Origin of the sequence: Holdemania filiformis (genome assembly GCF_003459085.1) — a bacterium.
In the GTDB taxonomy this organism is placed as follows: Bacteria; Bacillota_I; Bacilli_A; order Erysipelotrichales; family Erysipelotrichaceae; genus Holdemania; species Holdemania filiformis.
Genome location: NZ_QRUP01000002.1, coordinates 233,140 through 257,859 on the forward strand (window position 1 = coordinate 233,140; position 24,720 = coordinate 257,859).

Genomic DNA, 24,720 nt, shown 5'->3' on the forward strand with positions numbered 1-24,720 from the left:
CACAAATAATGAATTGATCATACCGATTGACATAAAATCAAAAAAACAGGGAATCGCTTTCGCAGAATTCCCTTTTTGTGTCATTGATCCTTTTTCAGCATCCTGTTTTCAGGCGCATTTTAATTTTGTTCTTAAACAAATCTCTATCATTTTGAATTTAGACAGAGATGACGGTAGGCGTTGACTTTTCTGTATTTGCCCAGATCTTCCCGCTTTCGATAGGCGCGCAGTGCGGCGATATCAAACGTCGCATAAATCAGACCTGCTTCCGATTCGCTTGCCACCGTCAGACAGTTGTCCTGACAATCCCAGACCTGAGGATGAAAGGCGCACGAACAACCTGCTTTTTCACCCGGCGGATTTGCCATCGCGACGCCGACCTGGTTCTGCATTGCCGCTACGGAAAGCTCCTGAAGGCGGAACGGCTTGATATCGCCGCAGTCGTTGGGGATTAAGATCAGCTCGGCGCCTTGAAGCATAAGCTCCCGGGCGCTTTCCGGATATTCCCGGTCGTAACAGATCATTGTGCCCAGACAGAGATCCTCAAAATGACAGACCTTGAATTCCTCGCCGCTTTCAAGATAACGTTCGAATGAAAAGTCACAGGTATGAACCTTACTGTATTTCATGAGCACCGCACCGTTCCGGTCAATGAGATAAGCACTGTTTTGAGGGTATTTCTTCCCTTGAGTAAAAGCCGTAATTTCTACGCCAATGGCATGACGTTTCGCAGCTTGACAGATTGCATTCAATGCGGTGCCTTCGTCGTGTAAGGCGTTCTCACACCAGGCGCGGAAGGCGGGGTCGTTTTCCAGGCTTTCCACTGGCTGAAAGGTTTCGCAGATCTCAGGAAACGTATAGCTTGTCAGGAAGCACTCCGGAAACAGGATAAAGTCCGCGTTCGCCTGCTTCGCTTCTGCGATATAGCGTAGTGCAAGCGCCGTGTTTTCCTGAACGTCGGTTGTTTTCGTTTTGTGCTGAATCAGCGCGATTTTAAATTTGTTCATTCTGTTTCGTCCTTTGCTTCCTTTTTGTGTTTTGATCATTCATGCAGGAATCAAGATCGAATTCCACGATCTCCCCGTTTCCAGGATGAAAGCCGCACAGCGACTGGATCACCAGGCCATGGCAGACAACGAGAAGATCGTCCTGGCCTTGATAACGCTGGAAGACACGGATCATGCGCAGACGCATCGCGGGAAGGGATTCCCAAGCCTTTTCTTCGCCCGGCGGATAAAGCCCGTTGCAGGCCTGAAATTCGTTGTAATGCTGTGCTGCCTGTTCGTCCGGTAAATAAACGTAGGTTTGATCGGCCAGCCATTCGTGTAGATCGGTTTCTACCTGCAGCGGAATTTGGAGGCAGCGGGAAAGTATTGCGGCGCTTTGTAAAGCGCGGGTGTAAGGCGAGGATAAGATCAGCCGGGCTTGCGCAAGCCGGGGATCGGCTGCCGTCGTTTCGATCTCCCGGATGCCTTTGGCGGAAAGGGGCGCGAGATGATTGCCAAATCCCTGATAGATTTTGGTGTCTTTTTCTGTGTAATCGGCTGTGCCGTGACGAATGAGATAAAACATAACAATCCTCCTGATTTCTTTAAGGAATAGAAAAAACGCCGATCGGTTAGGATTCAGCGTTATTCTGTTTCGTTTTGGTCCGCGGCCGGTTTGAGGTCTCACCGTTTTCCGCCGGGACTTTTTTCGTCTTTGCCGGCGTGCTTCTCGGCTTGCGTGTCCGCTTTACCGCACCTTCCTCATCCTTATGCGCCGCCGCGGCCGCTTCGCGTTTCTGCTGCATCTGCAGCATTGCGGCCTTCTGGTTCAGGATCACCGGAATGACGATCGGATTGCGGTTGGTTTTCTTATACAGATACGGTTCCAGCGAACTGCGGATACAATTCTTCAATTCGCCGAAGGTCGTTTTCTGCATCATCTTTTTCTTCAAAGCTTCGTAAACGATCATTTCCGCTTCCTTCAAGAGTGTCTGGCTTTCCTTGATGAAGACGAAACCGCGGGAAACGATGTTCGGCCGGCACAGAATCTTATTCGTGCGCGAGTCAATCGTGACGATAACCGCGACTAAGCCGTTGTCGGCCAGGATCTTGCGGTCGCGCAGCACCGCTGTGCTCAAGCCGGATATATCGTTGCCGTCGACATAGATATCATCGGTCTGGATGCGGGTTTCCGCCTGGAAGACTTCGCCGTCGCGCAGCACCAGCACATCGCCGTTAGCGCAGATGAACGTATTCTCGCGCGGAACACCGGTTTCAATCGCGCTTTCGGCATGGATCCGAAGCATCTTGTATTCACCGTGCACCGGCATGAAGTATTTCGGCTTGATCAGCTGGAGCATCAGCTTCTGTTCCTCTTGGGAACCATGGCCGGTCGTATGCAGGGAGGTCAGCGGGCTGTTGACCAGCACGTTGGCGCCGACCCGCGTCAGCTGATTGACGACCTGGGAAACGCTGACTGCGTTGCCGGGGATCGGATTGGATGAGAAGACGACGGTATCGCCCGGAATGATTTTAATCCAGCGGTGCGTACCGTTGGCAATCCGGCTTAACGCCGCTAACGGTTCGCCCTGGGAACCTGTGCAGACGATGCAGATCTTACTGGCCGGCAGCGAATTCAGCTGATCCGGTGTAATAAAATGCTTTTCCGGAATCGCGATGATGCCGAGCTTGCGCGCAATCTGCACGACGTTTTCCATCGACCGCCCGAAGACAGCGACCTTGCGTCCGCAGGCCACAGCCGCTTCCAGAATCTGACCGACGCGGTTAACGTTGGAGGCGAAGGTGGAAACGATTAAACGGCCCGGTGTTTTGCGGGTGATTTCCAATAAGGATTTCGCGACTTTTTTCTCACTGATCGAGAAGCCGGAAACCTCGGAGTTGGTGGAATCGCTCATCAGCAGGCTGACGCCGATCTGACCGATGTACGCCATTTTCTGATAATCGCTGTTGGTGCCGATCGGGGTCAGGTCGAACTTGAAGTCGCCGGTCTCCACGATCCGGCCGTTCGGCGTATTGATCAAAATTCCCAGAGAATCCGGGATCGAGTGAATCGTGTTGAAGAAGCCGACCTGGAAATGATTCGTCGTGATCCGCGAATCCTCGTTGATCTGCACGAGCTTGACCTGCCGGCTCATCCGCCGTTCCTCCAGCTTTTTCTGAATCAGGGAACAGGCAAAGCGCGGTGCATAAATTTTATCAAGCCGGATCGACTGCAGTAAAAACGGAATGCCGCCGATGTGATCTTCATGGCCGTGCGTAATGATTAAGGCTTTGACCTTCGCCTGATTTTTAATCAGATAGGAGTAATCCGGAATGACGTAGTCAACCCCAAGCAGATTTTCCTCCGGAAACCGGACGCCGGCGTCAACGATGATAATTTCGTCCTGATGTTCAAAGCAATACATGTTTTTACCGATTTCACCCATGCCGCCCAGGGCATAGATGAGCGTGTCGGTATCCCGGTGAAACGGAGTTTCGGCGACCTCGCCGACGGCGCTTGCAGGAACCGGTTTCTTGCGGGGAGCGGATTTGCGCGGTGCTTTTTTTGCAGGTGTGGCTGCAGTATTTTCTTTCATTATTTACCTCTTTTCTTTTATTATTCTTAAAAAACAAGGCACCTGTCTTTTAATTTCTATTTTTTTATTCTTTGAGGAATCCCTCCGCAGACGGAGACGATTTCACGGCTAAACCGCGGGACGGTCTGAAATGAATTTCAGCTCCCCGCGGCAGCCAAGAACAATGAGTTTTCTGATTTTATTCGTGTTTGGGAAACGCGCCGGACAGATCCGGCGGGCAGGGAAAAGCGGAATTATTCGATCACAATGGCGTTTTCAACAGGGGCATACGGATCGTTCGGATTGATCCGGTCGTAGAACAGAATGCCGCTGAAATGGTCGATCTCATGCTGCAGCACGATCGCGACATAACCGGAAGCCCGGAAAGTTACCTCGCGGTCCTGAAGCATATCGTAACCCTTGACCTTGATCCGCGCGCTGCGGATGACGTAGCCCGGATGATCGTCAAGAACGGACAGACAGCCCTCACCAGTCTTTAAATACGAATTTTGAACAGACTGGGAAACGATTTTCGCGTTGGCCAGCGCGTATTCGTAATGAATGGGATTGCCGTTTTTATCTTCTTCGTCCACGACCACAGCTAAAAGCTGCTTGGGAATGCCGATCTGAATCGCCGCGATCCCGACAGCCGGCCGCAGGTTTTTAGCTTCGGCCAGTTCCGGATCCGTCGACTCTCTGACGTAGGTTAAAAGCTCCATTAACGTATTTTTATCCGCTTCGGACAACGGTAAAGACACCGGCGCTGATTTATCGCGCAGATGGGCGTCACTGTCCTTAACAATGGTATCCATGTTTATGTTCATAAAATCTACCTCACTTTATATAATACTCAAGAAATGCAAAGAAGGAAAGGAAAATTTGACGAAAGCGTCCTGGAATTTGTTTTTTAAGCGCTTTCTTTTCCGTCCGCCGGCTCAAACTGACAAATTCCGACGATTCTTTCCTTTATTATAATAAAAACAACGCGGACCGTCATGTCCTTTGATTGTCAAAAACACAACTTCAATTCTTTTGTGCCGGGCCCTGTTTTATGGTAAAATGTCACCAGGAGGCGGATGAATTTGACGCAGAAAAAAAAGACTTCTTTCCGGATGCCGTACCGGTATGATTTGATCATCCATCTCTGTACGCTGATCTTAGCGGTGTTCGGCTTGTTCATGGTCGCTTCGGCGACGATGGGACTGGCTTCGGGCAACGTGATGTCGCTGATGAAAACCATTATCAAGCAGCTGGCGTTTACAGTCTTAGGCTATCTGGGCATGGTGACGATGGCGCGCTGGTTTACGTTTGACCGCATGAAAAAAAATATTACGCCGATCGTCAGCCTGACGCTGGTGCTGCTTTTGTTAGCCCTGTGCTGGGAAGTCGGCGGTGCCCGGGCCTGGATTAAAATTCCGTTTCCGGGCCAGGAGATCACAATCCAGCCTTCGGAGTTTTCCAAGGTCGTCATCATCATGGTCATGGCGACGTATCTGGGCGATATCCGCAACCTGAAGCTGACGACCAAAGATTTAATGCGCAATCCGCTCTTGATCGTCGGGGGCTTCTGCTTTATCGTTGCGATCCTGCAGTCGGACTTCGGTTCGGCGATCGTCATGGCGGGCATTGCGTGCATTTGCTTTCTGATTCCCTATCATCCTTCGTTAGTGCGGCTGCAGAAGATGCTGGTGATGTTGTTGATCATCGGCGTCGTACTGATCGTGTGGATCCTGTCGCCGATGGGTGAGCATCTGATCGAGGCGCTGCCGTTTAAGAACTATCAGATCAACCGGTTTACCTCGGCGATGAATCCGTTCGCGGATAAATACGGCACGGGCTTCCAGCTGATCAACGGACTGGTGTCGTTTGCCAGCGGCGGATGGCAGGGCGTGGGGTATGGCAAGTCGATTCAGAAATATACGAACTTCCCGGCGGCGAATACCGATTTTATTCTGGCGATTGTCGTTGAGGAACTGGGCATCTTCGGGTTTTTATTAATTTTTATCTGTTACGCGCTGATCGTCGGGCGGATGTTTATCTATGCGATCCGGATGAAAAGCCAGCGCGGGCGGATTGTTTTGATCGGCGTTTCGATGTATTTCTTCATTCACTTTTTGTTCAATGTCGGCGGCGTAACCGGCTTGATTCCGCTGACAGGTGTGCCGCTGTTAATGATTTCCGCGGGAGGTTCCAGTACGCTGTCCGTCATGGTGGCGGTCGGCATGGGCCAGGCGGTGATCTCGCAATACCGTCAGGGGAAGATTGAATAAGGTATTCAACTTGGACCGGCATAAACGGCGAAGGGAAACGCAGGAAGGAAAAGCGGCGGCTGTTTAAAAGCAAATGCCGTGGTTGCTTTGAAAGAAGAAAGAAAAGAATTCCCGAAGCGACTCGGGAATTCCAAAGAAAGGGAGAGGAGAAACAAAGATTGGGGGATAGCATCTTTCGATGCACTAGTATCTTGCCCGGGTTTTCCACCCTTTATACACACAAGGAGTAAAAAAATGCGAATTGTTGCAGGAAAATTTCGTTCCCGGCTGATTCAGGCGCCCAAAGGCGATCAGACCCGGCCGACGCTGGATAAGGTCAAGGAAGCGGTGTTCAGCCGGATCGGTCCGTATTTTGACGGCGGCATTATGCTGGATCTGTTTGCGGGCAGCGGCTCAATGGGACTGGAGGCACTGTCGCGGGGCATCGAGCATGTTTATTTTGTCGACCGCAGTCCGGCCGCGGCGGCGGTGATCAAAGCCAATATTGCTTCGCTTCAGGTCGAAGCGCAGTGCGACGTCTGGAAATGCGACAGCTTCGCGGCGTTAAGACGCTTAGCGGGGATGGGTGTCCAACTGGATTTGGTTTATCTGGATCCGCCTTATCAGAAGCAGCAGCTGCACAAGATCATGCAGCAGCTCGACGCGCTAAATCTGATCCGCGATCACGGACAGGTGATTCTGGAGAGTCTGAAGGAAGACGAGTTTGACGAGGCCTACCATCAGCTGCGCCGCGTCAAGGAAGCGACTTACGGCATCAGCCGCATCAGTTATTATCGAAAGGAAACAGAACTATGAAACGAGCATGTTATCCGGGATCGTTCGATCCCCCGACCTATGGACATCTGGACATCATCACACGGGCGTCGTCGGTCTTCGACGAGCTGATCATCGCGATCATGAAGAATCCGAACAAACGCAACGCCTTTACCGAGGAGGAGCGCGTGCGGATGCTGCAGGAGATTACACGCGATCTGCCGAATGTCAAAGTCGTGGTCGGTCATGGCCTGACAGTAGAATTTGCGAAGTCGATCAGGGCGCAGGTGCTGATCCGCGGGATCCGGGCCGTCATGGACTATGAATATGAACTGCAGCAGGCGACGGCCAATATGTTTCTGGATGAGACGATTGAAACGGTGTTTTTCGTCGCCCGGCCGCGGTATTCCTTCTTATCCTCGTCCGTGTCCAAGGAAATCGCACTGAACAACGGAGATCTGTCGAAATTTATCCCGGAAGCCATCATCGAGGAAGTTGAAGAAGAACTGAATCCGCTGAAGAAGAAAAATGGCAGGGAATAGCGGCAAAGAAAACCGCTGCCAAAAATATCGCTGACTGCTGGCAGAGCGTCTGCGGAAGAAAGCTGAATTTTCAATGGAATCTTATTTATAAGGATAAAAGTTAGGAATAAAAGGCTAAGCGAGCACAGTCCGTTCTTAGCTAGCGAGAGGCTGAAAGTGAACGCCGGAAATTAAAAGAGCGCTGCGATGATTCCGAAAATAACGGAATCCGCCGCGCTTTTTTATGGCTTAAGACAACAGGGGAATGATGAAAAAAACCGGTCAGCCGCGCAGTCTTTGCAGCATCATCAAAAAGAGGAAGACGCTGCCGGCCAGGCCGGTCTGCATCAGCCGGTATCCGAGATAACGCAGATAAGTCAGGTGAAGATGCGGCGTGAGCGAGAGAACTTGCAGATGCACACTGAAGCTGGCAAATCCCAGCACCAGCGTCATCAACAACGCTTTCAGGGGTGTCGCCAGCGGCAGCAGCGCCAGATTGTTGGTGCCTAACGAAAACTCGGTTACACATTGGATCGGCAGCTGCCAGGCGGCAGGCAGCTTCATCGTCGCTAAATTCAGCAGCACTAGTGTCAGCAAAAGATACGCTCCGATGAAATATAAGCTGACGCCGGCCTGGACAACCGCGTCTTTTAAATTCTCAAATAAGGAAGGGACAGATCCGCGCGGATCCAATTGCAGGGCAACGGGTGTACTGCGTGTAAAGAACAGCAGCAGCATCACGGCGAAGAATTCTGCCAGCCAGATCATCAAGCCATATTGAAAGGATTGCAGCAGAACTGAACCGCAGGTGATCAAGATGAACGACGGTGTGCTGACCGTGACGCAGCAGGCCAGCCGCCGGCCCTCCGCTTGCGAAAGCCGGCCCTCCCGCACATAATCGTCGATCAGGATCTGTCCGGCAGGCGAACCGAGAAAGAAGGAAGCGAAGACTAAGGAAAAAGCATCCGGCGAGATGCGGAACAGGCGTTCGGTAAATCCGAACAGCCGCCGCGAGAGCACCGCCAACAGCCCCTGACCGTCGAGAATGCGGATTACGACCATCGCCGCAAATAACGAGGGCACTAATTTTTCAAACCAGATCGCTAACGCCTGGCAGGATGCCTCGTAGGTTACCGATCCATAATAAAGCAGCGCGGCCAGCAGCGTGAAAAAAATGATTGTCATTCCTTTTTTCATAGGCAAAAAGCCTCCTGGTAAAGTGTATGAACCGCGGCTTGTAAAACGAACTGCGAAAAGCTTGAAAACTTGAAAAAAATTAGCACTTTTAACTTGACAGTGCTAACAAGCTGGATTATACTGTTAGCAGACATCGGGAAAGAGTGCTAAAGGAGGCGGGATGATGCTGACACCAAGGCGGATTGAAATCTTCAAGGCCATTGTCGACGAGTTCGTTCAGACAGCCGAGCCGGTCGGTTCCAAGACTCTGATGGAAAAGTATCAGCTTCCTTACTCCAGCGCAACGATCCGCAACGACATGATGGTCCTGGAAGAAATGGGACTCCTGGAAAAAACACATACCTCCAGCGGCCGCGTGCCTTCCACAAAAGGCTACAAGTTCTATTGCGAACATCTGATGGAACACAGGGTCGACAACCAGCTGGAAGTGGCGGTCCGCCAGCAGCTGGCCAGCAAGCCGCTGAATTTGGACGATGCCATCCGCGAGAGCTGCAACATCCTTTCGCAGATGACGAACCTGACTTCCGGCGTGCTGGGACCGGATGCGAGCCGGCAGCGGCTGGAACATGTCAAGCTGTTCCCGATCAGCAACCGAAGTGCTGTGGCAGTCTTTATTACCGATCTGGGGCATACGGAAAACCGGACGTTCCAGTTCGACGACGACCTGTCAGTAGAGGATATCCAAACCTGCTGCCAGATTCTGAACGACCGATTGAAGGGCACCTTGATCAAAGACGTCGTGGACAAAATGGATTCGATCAAACCGATCCTGGCAGCGCATGTCAAGCGGCATGAAATGTTGTTTCAGGCGTTTGTCAACGCGTTTGTCAAGTTCGCGAGCGAGAACGTGTATTTCAGCGGCCAGAACAACATGCTGTACCAGCCGGAATTTGCCGACATTGAAAAGCTGAAGGAATTGATGGCGATGATGGAGAACCCGAGCCTGTGGCGTCAGATCGGCACCACGGCCAACCCGGAGCTGGCGTTGAAGATGAACGAAAACGCGCAGCTGGTGTGGGTCAACGACATGGCCGTCGTCACCAGCAAGTTCAAGCTTGGCTCCGACGAGGAAGGTCAGCTGATGGTTTTCGGACCATCCCGGATGGATTACGACCGGATTGTTTCACTGCTGGAACTGGTCAGTCAGTCGATCGAGAGTTTATACGGAAAAGGAGGCAGCCATGAATAACCAGGAAGAAATGAAAAAAGACGAGCTGAACGCCGCGCCGGAAACGGCGGAGGCAGCGGGCGAAACCGAAGAAAAAACGGTAAGTCCGCAGGAAAAAACGGCGGAGCCGGCCGCGGAAGAAGCGCCGGAGCAGCCGGAAGAAAAAAAGGAAGACAAGAAAGACGAGAAGAAGAAAGGCTTCTTCTCCAAGAAGAATGAAATTGAAGAACTGAAGACACGGATCAGCGAGCTGGAAGGGGAAAACGTTAAATTGAAGAACGAATACCTGAAAGCCTATGCGGATACGGAGAATACCCGGCGGCGTCTTCAGCAGGAAGCTGAGCAAACCCGGAAATACCGGATTCAAAGTTTCGCGCTCGACATCCTGCCGGTTCTGGACAATCTGGAACGGGCGCTGGCGATCGAGCCGACACCGGAAACCGAAAGCTACCGCAAAGGCGTCGAAATGATTTATCAGCAGCTCATTCACGCGCTGACCAAAGAGGGCGTGAGCGAGATTGAAGCGCAGGGCAAGGAATTTGATCCGAATTTCCATCAGGCTCTGATGATGGAAGCGGTCGAGGGCGTTGAGCCCAACCACGTCACCGAGGTACTGCAGAAGGGCTACATGTTAAAAGATCGAATTCTGCGCGCCGCGATGGTCAAGGTCAGCGAATAAGCAAACAAGTGAAAACGTGTAAATAAATAAGGAGGATTTCAATTATGGGAAAAATTATCGGTATTGACTTAGGTACAACCAACAGCTGCGTCGCCGTCATGGAAGGCAACGAAGCAAAAGTAATCACCAACCCGGAAGGCAACCGCACCACACCGTCCGTCGTCGCGTTTAAGAACAACGAACGGATCGTCGGCGACGCGGCGAAGCGTCAGGTCGTCACCAACAAGGATTCGATTATTTCGATCAAGCGGAAAATGGGCACGAATGAGAAAGTTCAGCTCAACGGCAAGGAATACACGCCGCAGGAAATTTCCGCGATGATCTTAGGCTACATGAAGGACTATGCGGAAAGCTATTTAGGCGAGAAGGTCGACAAGGCCGTCATCACCGTTCCGGCTTACTTCAACGACGCGCAGCGTCAGGCAACGAAAGACGCCGGCAAGATTGCGGGTCTGGAAGTAGAACGAATCATCAACGAACCGACGGCGGCAGCGCTGGCGTTCGGTATCGACAAGACTGACAAGGAACAGAAAGTCCTCGTCTTTGACCTGGGCGGCGGCACGTTCGACGTTTCGATCCTGGATCTGGCTGACGGCACTTTTGAAGTCCTGGCAACCGCAGGCGACAACCATTTAGGCGGCGATGATTTCGATAACGTAGTCGTCGACTGGATGGCGGATCAGTTCAGAAAAGAAAACGGCATCGATCTGAAGCAGGATCGGATGGCGCTGCAGAGAATGAAGGAAGCGGCAGAAAAAGCCAAAAAAGATCTGTCCGGTATGGTTCAGACACAGATTTCCCTGCCGTTCATCAGCGCCGGCGCAGCCGGACCGCTGCACTTCGAAGCGACGCTGACCCGCGCGCAGTTTGACGCGATGACTAAATCCCTGGTCGACCGCACAGTGATCCCGGTTCGCCAGGCGTTAAAGGATGCCGGCTTAACGAAGAACGATATTGATCAGGTCCTGTTAGTCGGCGGGTCAACCCGAATCCCGGCGGTTCAGGAAGCAGTCCGTCTGGAATTGGGCAAGGAACCGAACCGTTCCGTCAACCCGGATGAAGTCGTAGCCTTAGGCGCGGCGATCCAGGGCGGCGTCATCAGCGGCGACGTCAAGGACGTCTTACTGCTGGACGTTACACCGTTAAGCTTAGGTATCGAAACACTGGGCGGCGTTATGACCGTGCTGATCCCAAGAAATACAACAATCCCGACTTCCAAGAGCCAGGTCTTCTCGACGGCGGCGGACAACCAGCCGGCGGTTGATATCCATGTCCTGCAGGGCGAACGTCCGATGGCCAACGATAACAAGACGCTGGGCAACTTCCAGTTAGGCGGCATCGCACCGGCCCGCCGCGGCGTACCGCAGATCGAAGTCACCTTTGACATCGACGTCAACGGTATCGTCCACGTTTCAGCGAAGGACAAGGGCACAGGCAAGTCCCAGTCGATCACCATCTCCAACTCTTCCGGATTAAGCGATGAAGAAATCGACCGGATGGTTCGGGAAGCCGAAGATCACAAGGCAGAAGACGATAAGCGCAAAGAAGAAATCGAATTGAAGAACCGCGCGGAAGCGTTCATCAACCAGATCGACGAAACGCTGAATACGGAAAACGCGAACGTCACCGATCAGCAGAAGGAAGAAGTCAAGAAGCTGCGCGATGAGCTGCGCACGGCGATTGACAACAACGATATCGACACGCTGAAGACCAAGATGGAACAGCTTGAAAAGGCAGCCAACGATATGGCTCAGGCGATGTATCAGCAGCAGGCGGGTGCTCCGGGTGCTGATGCGGGCGCAGGCGCTCAGGATGACAATGTCGTCGACGCCGATTTCAAGGAAAAGAAATAACAATTCACGCCGCACAAAAATCCTGGTTTCCATACTGGGATTTCTGTGTTTGAGCGTGCTGATCAGCGGTTGTTCCCGCACCCCCAAGAACAACGCCGGTCAGTCGGACAGCACGGGCAACGCTGTGCTGACAAGCTCGCTGAGCGAAGAACAGCTGGCGCATATCAAAGAATGCAACGGCCGCCGCGTCAGCAGCGATCAGCCGGTGGAGCTCGTCGTGATGAACGGCGGTGAACCGGAAGCGTTTGCCGTGCTGCAGCCGGGGCAGCTGGTTCAGTTAAAAGAAATCAACGATCCGAATCTGATCACTTCACAATATCTGCCCTTGGATGGAATGGATCAGGAGGGCGGCGCGCAGGTGCTGGTCAACGCGCTGGAGGTAACGCCTTCCGGCCGCTGGCTGAATCCGACCAATCATTTATTGGAAAAGGATCTTGCGGTGAAGCTGAAGGCCGGTACCCGGATGCTGGATGACAACGGCGAAACGATCCTGACGACCAGCACGGATCAGCAATGGCTGGTGTATGCTCAGAAGGACGGCGCTTACGGCGTTGAGCTGCAGGGACGAATCGTCTGGGTGGATTCCGCTCAGGTTGAAGAAACGATCGCCCGGCCAGGCAGCGCCGGACCAGCGGCTACGTCGCTGCCGGTGCTGATGTATCACTTCTTTTACAGTGAAGCCGATGGTCAGAGCCGCGAAAACGTGAATTTCGTCGAGGTGGAGGAATTCCGCGGGCAGCTGCAGGCTCTGCAGGATCGTGGCTACGTCGCGCTGACGATGCGCGAAGTGGAAATGATGATGAAAGGCTGGGCGGATGTGCCGGAGAAATCGGTCGCGATTACAATCGACGACGGTGATCCGACAGTCTATCAATACGCTTATCCGGTATTAAAGGATTTCGGCTATAACGCGACGCTGTTTCTGATTACGGGCTGGATGAATCCGCAGCTGCCGTATGAGTTTTTCCAGATGCGCGAGGATGGCTTAGAGCTGCAGTCGCATTCCTTCCTGATGCATCAGGGCGGGTGCAAGGCCGGCCATGGCGGACGGATCCTGTGCGTTGATCACGATGAGGGCGTAGCGGATACCCGTCAGTCGCTGGAATATGTCGACGGCGGCTTCGTCTACTGTTATCCGTTTGGCGACGTGAACGATCACGCCGTAGAAATTTTACAGGAAGCTGGGGTTCAGCTGGCTTTTACGACAGAATATGGTAAAATAAAACCCGGAATGGATTTGTACAGGCTGCCGCGGATCCGGGTTACCGGCGGCGCGGGCCTGGACCGGTTCATCAAAAGTATAGAGTAGCAGGAGGGTGATGTTTTATGAGCGAAAAGCGCGACTATTATGAAGTCCTGGGCATCAGCAAAGGCGCTTCCGATGATGAAATAAAAAAAGCCTATCGAAAACTGGCGAAGCAATACCATCCGGATGTGAACAAGGAACCGGGTGCAGAAGAAAAATTTAAAGAAGTCAACGAGGCCTACGAGGTGCTCAGCGACCCGCAGAAACGGGCGACCTATGATCAGTTCGGTCATGCGGGAATGGACGGCATGGGTGCCGGCGGCTTCGGCGGCGGTTTCAGCGGCGGCGGATTTGACGATCTGAACGATATCTTCGGATCGTTCTTCGGCGGCGGCTTTGGCGGCGGCGGATCCCGGGCCCGGTCCAATAGTCCGCGCAAGGGTCAGGACCGCTACATGCAGATGAAGATCAGCTTTATGGATGCGATCTTCGGCAAGACGGAGACGATCACGATCGACGTGGATGAGCAGTGTTCTCAATGTATGGGAACCGGCGCGCATTCCAAGGATGACGTTACCGTCTGTCCGACGTGTCACGGTTCCGGAACGGTCGTTACGCAGCAGCGGACGCCGTTCGGGGTATTCCAGTCCCAGAGTGTCTGCCCGGACTGCGGCGGCACGGGTAAGAAAATCCGTAAGAAATGCTCCAAGTGCGGCGGCAAGGGTTATGAACATAAACGCGTGAGCGTCGACGTCAAGATCCCGGCTGGCATCCAGTCCGGTCAGCAGCTGCGGGTATCCGGCAAGGGTGAACGCGGCGCCAACGGCGGGCCAAACGGCGATCTGTATATCGAGATCATGGTCATGAAGCACGATTACTTCGTGCGCGACGGCCGGAATATCTACATTACGATTCCGATTTCTTCAGTGGATGCGACGCTGGGCTGTTCGGTCGACGTGCCGACGGTTTATGGCGACGTCGAGCTGACGATTCCTTCAGGAACGCAGAACGGCCAGCAGTTCCGGCTGAAAGGCAAGGGCGTGAAAGATCTGCGCGGGTCTGGTCAAGGCGATCAGCTCGTTGAGGTGAAGATCGAAATCCCGAAGAAGCTGAGCGGCGAAGAAAAAGAAATGTATGAAAAGCTGCGCAAGCTGCAGGCGAAAGGCGGGAAGGAATCCGTCTTCGACAAGTTCAAGAAAGCTTTTAAATAACGACAGAAAGGGTTTCGGGACAACGAACCCTTTTCTTAAAAATTTTGTTTAGCACTCTATTGACTAGAGTGCTAAAAGTGATATACTAACGAGTGTAAGGAGGGACATCCTATGAATATTGATCAGATGACAGAACGATTGCAGCGGATCTTAATGGAAGCGATCCAGCTGGCGCAGGCACAGGGCCAGAGCGAACTGAACGTCGAGCATTGCCTGAAAGCGATTTTTGAAGACGACGGCATCGACGGCTTGTGGCAGCGGCTGGGACAGGACAAGCAACGAACGCTGCAGATCGTCGACAGTTATATGAAGCGGCTGCCTTCCAGTACTTCCGGCGCTCAGCCGAACCTCTCCCGTGAGGTGAATCAGGCGTATCAGGAAGCGCTGAAGTGGAGTCAGGCACACGAAGAAACCTATATGAGTTCGGTAGCGTTTCTGATCGGCTTGTTGTTCGGCGGCAGCGCCGTCGCCAAGGCGATTCTGGAAGCGACCGGAATTACGAGAAAAGCGCTTGAAAAAGCAGAGGAAGAAAGACGAGGTGGAATGAAGATGAATGAACAGAACGCGGAAAATCAACTGGACGCGCTGCAGAAATACGGGCACGATCTGGTCGAGGACGTCAAGAGCGGCAAGATCGATCCGGTTATCGGCCGGGATGAGGAAATCCGGCGGGTTATCCAGATCCTGTCACGGAAAACAAAGAATAACCCGGTGCTGATCGGCGAACCGGGCGTCGGGAAGACGGCGATTGTCGAAGGTATCGCGTGGCGGATCATGAACGGCGACGTCCCGTTCGGCTTGAAGGAAAAGAAACTGATCGAGCTGGATATGGGGGCCCTGATCGCCGGTGCGAAATACCGCGGCGAGTTTGAGGAACGGCTGAAAGCAGTGCTGAACGAAGTGAAGCAGGCGGACGGCAACATCATCCTGTTTATTGACGAGATTCATAATCTGGTCGGTGCGGGCAAGACGGAAGGCTCCATGGACGCGGCCAATCTGTTGAAGCCGATGTTGGCGCGGGGCGAGCTGAAGTGTATCGGCGCGACGACGTTTGACGAATACCGCAAGTATATTGAAAAGGATGCGGCGCTGGAACGCCGGTTCCAGAAAGTTCAGGTCGACGAACCGTCCGTGGAAGATACAATTTCCATCCTGCGAGGCTTGAAGGATCGGTTTGAAAGCTATCACGGCGTACAGATTCTCGATGAAGCGATCATCGCCGCGGCGACGCTGTCCAACCGCTATATCACCGACCGGTTTTTGCCGGATAAGGCGATCGATTTGGTCGATGAAGCCTGCGCTTCACTGCGGGTGGAGATGGATTCGATGCCGACGGAGCTGGACGAGCTGATGCGGCGGATCATGCAGCTGGAAATTGAAGAAACGGCGCTGAAAAAGGAAACTGACGCCAAGACGCTGCAGCGGCTGGAGGAGCTGCGCAGGGAACTGGTGGATCTGAAAGAAGAAAAAGAAATCAAATACAACCAATGGCAGCAGGAAAAGCATAAGCTGGACGAAGCCAAGGTTTACAAGGAGCAGCTGGAAAAAGCCCGCCTGGACTTCACGCAGGCACAAAACGAAGCGCGTTATGAGGAAGCGGCGAAGCTGCAGTATGACACGATTCCGACGCTGGAGCGGAAAATCCGCGAGTCGGCGCAGAATAAAAAAGAGGAACACATGATCCAGGAGATCGTCGACGAGGAACAGATTGCCAAGGTCGTTTCCCGTTGGACGCATATCGAGGTCAGCAAGCTGATTGAAACGGAACGGCAGAAATTATTGCATCTGCAGGATGCGCTGGCGCAGCGGGTCATCGGTCAGGATGGAGCGCTGGAGCTGGTCACGGAAGCGATTCTGCGGTCCAAGGCGCAGATCCAGGATGAAAACCGGCCGATTGGTTCGTTCTTGTTCTTAGGTCCGACTGGCGTCGGTAAGACCGAAGTGGCCAAGGCGCTGGCGGAGCAGCTGTTTGACGATGAATCGAAGATCATCCGGATTGATATGAGCGAATACATGGAGAAGCACAGCGTGTCGCGATTAATCGGCGCGCCTCCGGGATATGTCGGTTACGATGAGGGCGGTCAGCTGACGGAAGCGGTACGCAGAAAGCCGTATTCCATCGTGCTGCTGGACGAAGTGGAGAAGGCTCATCCGGACGTCTTCAACATCCTGCTTCAGATTCTGGACGACGGCCGGATCACCGATAACAAGGGGGTCACCGTCGACTTCAAGAATACGCTGATCATCATGACCAGCAACCTCGGCTCACAATATGCTTTCGACAGCGATAAGGAAGAACGCAACCGCCGGTATATGGATGAAGTTCATAAGTATTTCAAACCGGAATTCGTCAATCGGATCGATGAGATCATCGTCTTCAATGCCTTGAACAATGAAGTGTTGATCAAGATCGCCGATAAGTTCCTGCATGAACTGGCTGTGCGGTTAGCGAAGAAGGATATTGCGCTCGAAGTCACCGAGGCGGCAAAGGCGAAGATCGTCGAGCTGGGCGTAGATCCGGTCTTCGGAGCGCGGCCGATGAAGCGGCATATCCAGAGAACGATTGAAACCTTGATTGCCCGTAAGATGATTGAACGGGGTAACGAGGGTAACTGCACGATGAAGGTGGACGTGGAGAATGGGCAATATGTTCTGCACGTGATTGAAAATCCTGAAGTGATCTAAAGCAAAGAGGTCGGAGAAATCCGGCCTTTTTTGTTACTTCACGGTGTTAGAAAATCCTTTTTTAAATAACTGTTCGTGACAGGAAATATGTCATTGATGACATTTTCCGGATTAATTATGTAAAATAATTTACACCTTTTGTGACTCGAAAAAAACATTGGAAAATAAAGGAAATTCCTTCTTTTTCTAGCCTGTAACCCATTATATAGACCTATTCCTCGCTTGTCAATAAACGTGTACGTTATCTGACGGACAACGACTGTAACCACTTTGCAGCGGGCAAGAGAGAGGTCTTTTTTTATTAGAGAGGGGTGGGAGAATGAGTTGGTATTTTATTGAAACGGAACGCTTCCAAGAAGAACAAGTTAAAGAAGTGTTGTTGAATTCTCAATTTGATGCCTTTGTACCAAAAAAGGAAATGTATTTCAAAAAAGGGGATCTAACAATGCTGACATTAAGATTTCTGTTTCCGGAAACCGTTCTGATTCATGATCCGGCATCACCGCCGCAGTTTGCGAAGAAGCTGAATGAATGGCTTGATCGAAATCAGCCGGGCTCAGAGGGAATTCACCGGGAAGCCGACGCTTATTTCTCTTTAGCTTCTGATGAAAAAGAAACTTTGGAACAACTGTTGGATGAGAAAAAGATCCTTAGGTTTTCAACAGGAATCATTCAAAATAAAGAACTTCATGTTTTAAAAGGCCCTTTGCAAGGCCACGAGAAAGAGATTCAAAAAATTAAACGCCATCAACGCTTAGCAACATTGCCCGTTAAGTTATGCGGTCAAGCGATTCCTTTGATTCTGGGATTAGAAGTCATTGAAAAAAACGGATAGAAATCAAATAGTTGTTCAGGCACTTTTGATCTCATTCGCGATTATAGATTACAAACTCATCGAAAGCTTGAGGTGGCGAAGCCTACCTTTTTATTTTACTTCAAAGGATGTGACAAATTGAAACGAAAGAAACAAAGGAATAAAACAAAGTCATTATTATTAATTGCAGGGGTTCTCATCACATTAATTTTAGGATTAGTTCTGAGCGGAAATCTCTATATTGATTCATTATTGAATAAAACAATCCGATCTCGAAAACTGACAGATGAAGACGCGATGATCAATCAGGAAGTCTTAGACCAAGTGAAGAATCATCACATCGTAAATATTGCTTTGTTTGGTTCCGATAATGCAAAAAAGGCACAATGGAATGATTATGAGATGGAACGATCCGATGCCACAAAGATTATTTCATTGGATTTTGATGCTAAAAAGATCAAGATTACTTCATTACAACGCGATACGTTAATCTGGATACCGGAACCCTATAACGATTATGACAAACTTAACCACGCCCATTGGCGAGGTGGGCCTGAGTTGGCTGTCAAGATGTTGAATTATAACTTTGATTTAGATATCACTCAGTATGTTGGATTTAGTTTCGAAGCGTTAGAAACGTTAGTTGACTTAGTGGATGGGATTGATATCTCACTACCTGACGGACTATTAGCTACACAAGTAGTAGAGTTGGGGGCAACAAGAGATGGCAATGTTTTTCATTTCAATGGAAAGCAAGCACTTGGCTATTGCCGATTAAGAAAACTTGACGATGACTTTCATCGAATGGATCGTCAAAATGAAGTTATATTAAAGATTGTAGAGAAACTCAGTAAAAAGAACCTGATTGAATTGATGGATGTCGTCAATGAAATGCTTCCTTATGTAGAAACGAATCTAACGAACAATGAAATTAAGAATTATGTCAGTTCTTTATTGAGTTTTGATTTGAAGCATCTGGATCAGTTTCAGATTCCATCAAAAGGAATGGATTCAATCGAGAAGGTAATCGAATACAACGGATTCAGCCCAATCTACATGATGGAGAATTATGAAGAACTGGCGAAAGAACTTCATTGGAATATCTATGAGGATGAAGATTATCAGCCAAGTTCAACGATTGTTCAACTTGAACAAAATATACAAAGAGAATTCGGATCCTGAATAGGATCTTTTTAATTAGAAATAAGGGGAGAGAAGAGAATGTACGAAAACGACGAAATTGAAATTGATCTGTCACGGGTGTTTGAAATTATTAAAAAACATTTCAAACCTTTCGCACTGATCATTCTGGCCGCTTCGATTATAGCCGCTTTGATCACGCTGTTTCTGATACCGAAGAAATACACAGCGGAAGCAAAGCTGATCATTGTCCAAAAGTCTAATCCAGATAGTCAACAGATTAGCTACAATGATCTTCAAACATCTCAGAAACTGGTGAACACCTACAGTGAGATCTTGAAGAGTGAAGCAATCAGCGATGAAGTGATTCAGAATCTGAGATTGGAAGACTTGGATACGGAAGGTTATCAGAAGATCGTTAAGATCAGTTCAGTGAAAGATACGGAAGTCATTACGATTGCAGTAACATCAAAAGATCCAAAAGAAGCCGCAGTGATTGCGAATGAGATCGTGGATGTATTTCGAGATAAGATCTATTCTATTATGAATATTGAAAATGTGACCGTTTTAAATTCCGCAAAGATTCCAGAGAAAAAATCCAGTCCGTCGAACATTAAAAATACTTTGATTGGATTCTTATTGGGATGTATTATTGACGGCTGTATTGTTTTATATATTTTGCTGAATGACAGAAATATCCGGACTGAAGAAGAAATGAAACAGATCTTTGATTATCCGATAATCGGTTTAATACCTGATATGACGCATGGAACAGGAGGTGCAGAATAATGTTAAGAGTTGGCGACGAACTGATTACCTTAATCGACCCAGATGCGCCTGCATCCGAAGCTTACCGGACTTTAAGAACTAATATTCTGATGCGAAACTTCGATCGGGATATGAAGGTCATCAACATTATTTCAACGACAGCCCAGGAAGGGAAGAGTACCTGTGTCCTCAATCTGGCTATGGTATATGCCCAATTACAGAAAAAAGTATTAGTCATTGATTTAGATTTACGTATGCCAACGATTCATAAGAAACTGAAGTTAAAGAATAAAAAAGGCATCTCGGATATCATCGGTCATCAAGCTGAATTTGAGGAAGTGGTTTTACAACCTTATGAAAATGTGGATGTCATTACCGCAGGAACGAAGATTCCATTTGCTTCTGAGTTTATCCAATCGAATGCGCTAAAAGAATTCATTGAGGAGAGAAAGAAAGAATACGATCTAATTCTCTTAGACTGTCCACCGGTTGGATTGGTGACCGATGGCATTGTGGCAGCTTCTTACTGTGATGGAACGATTCTAATCTGTGCCTCGAATCGGAATGACCGAAAAGAATTACTTCGAGTCAAGGATCAGTTAGAACAGACACAAGTCAATGTCATTGGGATTGTGATGACGATGATGCCAGTTCAGCGAAAATACTATAACAGCTATGGCTATCGATATAGTGATTCGCAGAAAAAGACAACACAGAAAAAAAAGAAGAATTCAATCATTTCATCCATTACGAAAAAGAGTGATAAAAAGAAATGATTGATATTCATAGTCATTTGATTCCAGGCGTGGATGATGGAAGTCAGAGCTTAGAAGAATCACTTTCTTTATTAAAACAAGCTGAACAGGACGGAATCACAGAACTGATTACAACACCGCATTTCATGAAAAATGGAGAGTTCAGGACAAAGGCGCCAGAGCTTGTACAACGATTCAGTGAACTGAAACAAGCCTATACAGGATCGATAAAACTTCATTTAGGAAATGAGCTTTATATTCATCCGGACTTACCAGAGCTGTTAGAAAAAGATGAAATCTTAACTTTAGCTGAATCAGATTACATCCTAGTCGAATTTCCATTCCAAAATTATAAGGATGAATATGATGAAATTCTTTATGAACTATCGTTAAAATATCGGATCATTATCGCGCATCCTGAACGGTACAGTTATGTTCAGGAAGATCCGAATTTTTGTTTGCGATGGTTGGATGAAGGATATTATTTACAAGCAAATCAAAACAGCTTATTTAAGAAACAAACAAAGAAAGTACTCATTCCAATGATTGAACATGGCTTTGTTAGTTTTGTGGCCAGTGACGCTCATAACGAACATCGGCCTTGTGTATTATCTGAGGCAAGAGAGTTCCTTGCGGAAGAATTTGGAGAACAGTTCGCTGTTCAATTGATAGAGAAAAATCCTGAAAAGATTTTAAAGAATGAACCGAATGTTCAAGAATACAGGGAAATCAAGAAGAAAAAGAAACACTTTTTATGGCTTTGAAAAGAGCCTTTTTTCATTGGGGGAAGAAGGGGAAAAGAAAATGAAGCAGCTCGAAAAAAAGAGAATTGAACATTGGCAAGTGATTTCTCTCTACTTACTTATCTATGACATTATAGCGGTCAATTTATCTTATTTACTGGCTTTATGGTTTCGTTTTGATTGTCGGTTCTCATTGATTCCAGAGGTTTATCTGAAAGCCTGGATTCAATTTGCGCCTTTTTATACTGTACTTTGTGTAGCAGTTTTTACAGTGTTGAAATTATACAGGAGCTTATGGCGGTTTGCGGGATACAGTGAATTGTTGCGTGTAACAGCCGCAACAATAGTTACTGGATTTCTTCATTTTGTCGGAATAACGACATTATTTAAAGCAATGCCGATTTCCTATATTCTGTTTGGTATGATCATCCAGTTTTGTTTGATTATCGGAATTCGTTTTTCTTATCGTTTCGTTTTATTGGAACGCAGCCGCAGGGAAAAGGCAGAGAAGAAGAGCCAAGGTAAGAATATTCTGTTAATTGGTGCAGGGGATGCCGGGCGATTGATTCTCAGAGATGTTCAGAGAACAGAGTTTGATGTCGGTAAGGTGCAATGCATCATTGATGATAACCCGAATAAGTGGGGAAGGTACATTGAAAATATCCCAATCGTTGGCGGACGGGATGATATTTTATCTAGCGTTGAGAAATATCAGATTCAACAGATTTTAATCGCCATTCCAAGTGCGAGAGCCGAAGAAAAGCGGGACATCTTAAATATCTGTAAAGAAACAGGCTGTGAGCTGAAGATCCTTCCTGGGATCTATCAATTAGTGAATGGTGACGTGATGTTATCGAAGATGAAGGAAGTCGCGGTTGAGGATCTTTTAGGGCGAGAACCCATTCAGGTTAATCTGGATGAAATCTTTGAGCATCTTAAAGGAAAAACGATTTTAGTCACTGGAGGCGGAGGATCAATCGGTAGTGAGTTGTGCCGACAGATCGCAGGGCATCATCCGAAACAATTAATCCTTTTTGAAATCTATGAAAATAACGCTTATGACATTGAACAGGAATTGAAACGGAAATATCCGGAGTTGAATTTAGTTGTACTTATTGGATCAGTAAGAGACAGCCGGAGAATTGATTGGGTGTTTGAAACGTATAAACCCGACATCGTCTATCATGCGGCGGCGCATAAGCATGTCCCGTTAATGGAAGGCAGTCCCAATGAAGCAATTAAGAATAATGTTATCGGAACGTATAAAACAGCTTACGCTGCATTAAAGAGTGGATGCCAACGCTTTGTATTAATCAGTACAGATAAAGCAGTGAATCCCACCAATATTATGGGCGCAAGCAAGCGATTGTGTGAAATGGTGATTCAGAGTATGAATCAAATCAGCCAGACAGGACAAGTTAATCTATTACCCCAGCTTTGGTCACACAGCTGGAATCCGATTGACGAAGTGAGAACGAATCCGGTCAAGACAGAATTTGTAGCGGTCCGGTTTGGGAATGTCTTAGGCAGTAATGGATCCGTCATTCCGTTATTTAAAAAGCAGATAGCGGAAGGTGGACCAGTGACGGTAACGCATCCGGATATCATTCGCTACTTTATGACGATTCCGGAAGCGGTGAGCTTAGTACTTCAGGCAGGAACGTATGCAAGAGGCGGAGAGATCTTTGTTTTGGATATGGGAGATCCTGTGAAAATTGATACGTTAGCGAGAAATCTAATTAAGCTATCTGGATATAAACCTGATGTAGATATCAAAATTGAGTATACCGGATTAAGACCAGGAGAGAAGCTGTATGAAGAGAAGTTGATGGCAGAAGAAGGATTACAAACGACACCGAATAGACTGATCCACATTGCGAAACCCATTCCATTTGATGTGGAAGCGTTTATGAGGCAAGTAGAAATCTTAGCAGAAGCAAGCTATACCAATAGTCAAAACATCAAGCAGCTTGTTTCTGAAATCGTTCCAACATATCATCCTGGAAATAAAAAGCTAGATGAGAGCGAGAAAAAGAAGATTCAGAAACTCAGTCAAAAAGAACAGGAAAATCCTGAACCGGTTTTAACGATAGGGGGAGTAGATTAGAATGGAACCATTTAAAGAAAAAATATGGCTGTCTTCACCAACCATGCATGGCGAAGAATTGATATATATGCAGGAAGCCTATGAAAAAAACTGGATGTCAACCGTAGGGGAAAATATTAATGAAGTCGAACGATTAGCCTGTGAGAAGGTAGGCTGTCGCTATGCAGTGGCCCTTTCAGCGGGAACAGCGGCTTTGCATATGGCGGTGAAATTAGCGGGAGTACAGCCAGGAGAAAAAGTGTTCTGCAGTGATTTGACCTTTGACGCGACAGTGAATCCCGTTGTTTATGAAGGTGGAGTTCCTGTTTTTATTGATACGGAATATGATACCTGGAACATGGATCCAATAGCTTTGGAAAAGGCGTTTGAATTGTATCCAGAAGTCCGGGTTGTCGTTGTCGCTCACTTGTACGGTACGCCGGGAAAAGTGGATGAAATTAGAACAATTTGTGAAAGGCATATGGCAATTATTATTGAAGATGCTGCGGAATCATTAGGCGCGACTTATAAAGGAAAACAGACAGGAACTTTTGGAACATATAATTGCATTTCCTTTAATGGAAATAAAATTATAACAGGTTCATCTGGTGGAATGTTATTGACTGATGATATAGCGGCCGCAAATAAGGTAAGAAAATGGTCTACTCAGGCAAGAGAAAACGCCCCTTGGTATCAGCATGAAGAGTTAGGCTATAACTACCGAATGAGTAATGTTATCGCGGGTGTTGTCCGAGGTCAGTTTCCTTATTTAGAAGAACATATTGCCCAAAAGAAAGCTATTTATGAAAGGTATAAAGAAGGTTTCAAGGATTTACCTGTGCAAATGAATCCCTTTGATGTCGCGAACAGTGAACCGAACTTTTGGTTGAGTTGTTTGATAATTAACCCCGAGGCAATGTGTAGACAGATCAGAGGAGAACAAGAGGCATTATTTATTAGTGAATCAGGAAAGAGTTGTCCAACAGAAATTCTTGAAACACTGGCTAAATATAATGCAGAAGGAAGACCGATATGGAAACCAATGCATATGCAGCCGATGTATAGGAATCATGCGTTTATTACAGTGGATGGCAGCGGCAGGTGTCGGACGAATGCGTACATAGCTGGTGGATGTGTTGACGTTGGGGCTGATATTTTTAACAGAGGGCTGTGCTTACCGTCTGACAATAAGATGACGCCGGAGCAGCAGGATATAGTGATTGAGATCGTCAGAGGATGTTTTGGGTAGATATGTGTTTGATGGAGTAA

General features: G+C 48.6%; 21 protein-coding genes. 16 read left to right on the forward strand and 5 right to left on the reverse strand.

What is annotated here, in order from left to right; all coding sequences use genetic code 11:
* Window positions 1-146: 146 nt before the first annotated feature.
* The 4 genes from DWY25_RS03145 to def form a co-directional block, all read right to left on the reverse strand.
* Window positions 147-1,007 (reverse strand): carbon-nitrogen hydrolase family protein, encoded by an 861-nt coding sequence (locus tag DWY25_RS03145; RefSeq protein WP_117893527.1) that lies wholly within the window; start codon window positions 1,005-1,007, stop codon window positions 147-149.
* A complete protein-coding gene (locus DWY25_RS03150; protein ID WP_117893530.1) occupies window positions 994-1,572 on the reverse strand; it encodes a histidine phosphatase family protein in 579 nt (192 codons plus the stop codon). The genes DWY25_RS03145 and DWY25_RS03150 overlap by 14 nt, the downstream gene beginning before the upstream one ends.
* A 46-nt stretch (window positions 1,573-1,618) precedes the next feature.
* The gene (gene rnjA, locus DWY25_RS03155) at window positions 1,619-3,583 is read right to left on the reverse strand and encodes a ribonuclease J1 (RefSeq protein WP_006059037.1); all 1,965 of its coding nucleotides are present in this window, start codon (window positions 3,581-3,583) and stop codon (window positions 1,619-1,621) included.
* Between the two features lie 233 nt (window positions 3,584-3,816).
* Window positions 3,817-4,386 (reverse strand): peptide deformylase, encoded by a 570-nt coding sequence (def, locus tag DWY25_RS03160; protein ID WP_117893533.1) that lies wholly within the window; start codon window positions 4,384-4,386, stop codon window positions 3,817-3,819.
* 252 nt (window positions 4,387-4,638) lie between these two features.
* Here def and DWY25_RS03165 point away from each other — a divergent pair, with 252 nt between their 5' ends.
* The 3 genes from DWY25_RS03165 (at window position 4,639) to coaD (ending at window position 7,127) form a co-directional block, all read left to right on the forward strand.
* A complete protein-coding gene (locus tag DWY25_RS03165) occupies window positions 4,639-5,832 on the forward strand; it encodes an FtsW/RodA/SpoVE family cell cycle protein (RefSeq protein ID WP_117893536.1) in 1,194 nt (397 codons plus the stop codon).
* Between the two features lie 78 nt (window positions 5,833-5,910).
* Window positions 5,911-6,627 (forward strand): 16S rRNA (guanine(966)-N(2))-methyltransferase RsmD, encoded by a 717-nt coding sequence (rsmD, locus tag DWY25_RS03170; protein ID WP_117893539.1) that lies wholly within the window; start codon window positions 5,911-5,913, stop codon window positions 6,625-6,627.
* Entirely contained in the window at window positions 6,624-7,127 is a 504-nt protein-coding gene (gene coaD, locus DWY25_RS03175) for a pantetheine-phosphate adenylyltransferase (RefSeq protein ID WP_117893543.1), read from the forward strand. Before rsmD ends, coaD begins: the two co-directional genes overlap by 4 nt.
* Before the next feature lie 261 nt (window positions 7,128-7,388).
* Here coaD and DWY25_RS03180 read toward each other — a convergent pair whose 3' ends face one another.
* Window positions 7,389-8,303 carry a hypothetical protein gene (locus DWY25_RS03180; protein ID WP_117893546.1) on the reverse strand — a complete coding sequence of 305 codons (915 nt, stop codon included), beginning with the start codon at window positions 8,301-8,303 and terminating at the stop codon, window positions 7,389-7,391.
* A 163-nt stretch (window positions 8,304-8,466) separates the two neighbouring features.
* Here DWY25_RS03180 and hrcA point away from each other — a divergent pair, with 163 nt between their 5' ends.
* The 13 genes from hrcA (at window position 8,467) to DWY25_RS03245 (ending at window position 24,700) form a co-directional block, all read left to right on the forward strand.
* Window positions 8,467-9,492 carry a heat-inducible transcriptional repressor HrcA gene (gene hrcA / locus DWY25_RS03185; protein WP_117893549.1) on the forward strand — a complete coding sequence of 342 codons (1,026 nt, stop codon included), beginning with the start codon at window positions 8,467-8,469 and terminating at the stop codon, window positions 9,490-9,492.
* Window positions 9,485-10,150 (forward strand): nucleotide exchange factor GrpE, encoded by a 666-nt coding sequence (gene grpE, locus DWY25_RS03190; RefSeq protein ID WP_117893552.1) that lies wholly within the window; start codon window positions 9,485-9,487, stop codon window positions 10,148-10,150. Before hrcA ends, grpE begins: the two co-directional genes overlap by 8 nt.
* A gap of 44 nt (window positions 10,151-10,194) precedes the next feature.
* Window positions 10,195-12,003 (forward strand): molecular chaperone DnaK, encoded by a 1,809-nt coding sequence (gene dnaK / locus DWY25_RS03195; RefSeq protein ID WP_006059049.1) that lies wholly within the window; start codon window positions 10,195-10,197, stop codon window positions 12,001-12,003.
* Window positions 11,963-13,312 (forward strand): polysaccharide deacetylase family protein, encoded by a 1,350-nt coding sequence (locus tag DWY25_RS03200; protein ID WP_181981669.1) that lies wholly within the window; start codon window positions 11,963-11,965, stop codon window positions 13,310-13,312. The genes dnaK and DWY25_RS03200 overlap by 41 nt, the downstream gene beginning before the upstream one ends.
* A gap of 17 nt (window positions 13,313-13,329) precedes the next feature.
* A complete protein-coding gene (gene dnaJ, locus DWY25_RS03205; RefSeq protein WP_117893558.1) occupies window positions 13,330-14,460 on the forward strand; it encodes a molecular chaperone DnaJ in 1,131 nt (376 codons plus the stop codon).
* 111 nt (window positions 14,461-14,571) lie between these two features.
* Window positions 14,572-17,145 carry an ATP-dependent Clp protease ATP-binding subunit gene (locus DWY25_RS03210; RefSeq protein WP_117893561.1) on the forward strand — a complete coding sequence of 858 codons (2,574 nt, stop codon included), beginning with the start codon at window positions 14,572-14,574 and terminating at the stop codon, window positions 17,143-17,145.
* Window positions 17,146-17,464: 319 nt separating this feature from the next.
* Window positions 17,465-17,980, forward strand: a complete 516-nt coding sequence (gene nusG / locus DWY25_RS03215; RefSeq protein ID WP_117893564.1) for a transcription termination/antitermination protein NusG — start codon at window positions 17,465-17,467, stop codon at window positions 17,978-17,980.
* Between the two features lie 117 nt (window positions 17,981-18,097).
* Window positions 18,098-19,141, forward strand: coding sequence for an LCP family protein (locus tag DWY25_RS03220; protein ID WP_244925917.1), 1,044 nt, complete (start codon window positions 18,098-18,100; stop codon window positions 19,139-19,141).
* A gap of 39 nt (window positions 19,142-19,180) precedes the next feature.
* A complete protein-coding gene (locus DWY25_RS03225) occupies window positions 19,181-19,888 on the forward strand; it encodes a YveK family protein (protein WP_117893569.1) in 708 nt (235 codons plus the stop codon).
* Entirely contained in the window at window positions 19,888-20,643 is a 756-nt protein-coding gene (locus DWY25_RS03230) for a CpsD/CapB family tyrosine-protein kinase (protein ID WP_117893572.1), read from the forward strand. The genes DWY25_RS03225 and DWY25_RS03230 overlap by 1 nt, the downstream gene beginning before the upstream one ends.
* Window positions 20,640-21,386 (forward strand): tyrosine-protein phosphatase, encoded by a 747-nt coding sequence (locus DWY25_RS03235; protein ID WP_117893575.1) that lies wholly within the window; start codon window positions 20,640-20,642, stop codon window positions 21,384-21,386. The genes DWY25_RS03230 and DWY25_RS03235 overlap by 4 nt, the downstream gene beginning before the upstream one ends.
* On the forward strand, window positions 21,331-23,472 hold the full coding sequence (locus tag DWY25_RS03240; RefSeq protein ID WP_244925918.1) for a polysaccharide biosynthesis protein: 2,142 nt from the start codon (window positions 21,331-21,333) through the stop codon (window positions 23,470-23,472). The genes DWY25_RS03235 and DWY25_RS03240 overlap by 56 nt, the downstream gene beginning before the upstream one ends.
* A gap of 1 nt (window position 23,473) precedes the next feature.
* Window positions 23,474-24,700, forward strand: coding sequence for a DegT/DnrJ/EryC1/StrS family aminotransferase (locus DWY25_RS03245; RefSeq protein ID WP_117893581.1), 1,227 nt, complete (start codon window positions 23,474-23,476; stop codon window positions 24,698-24,700).
* Window positions 24,701-24,720 lie beyond the last annotated feature (20 nt).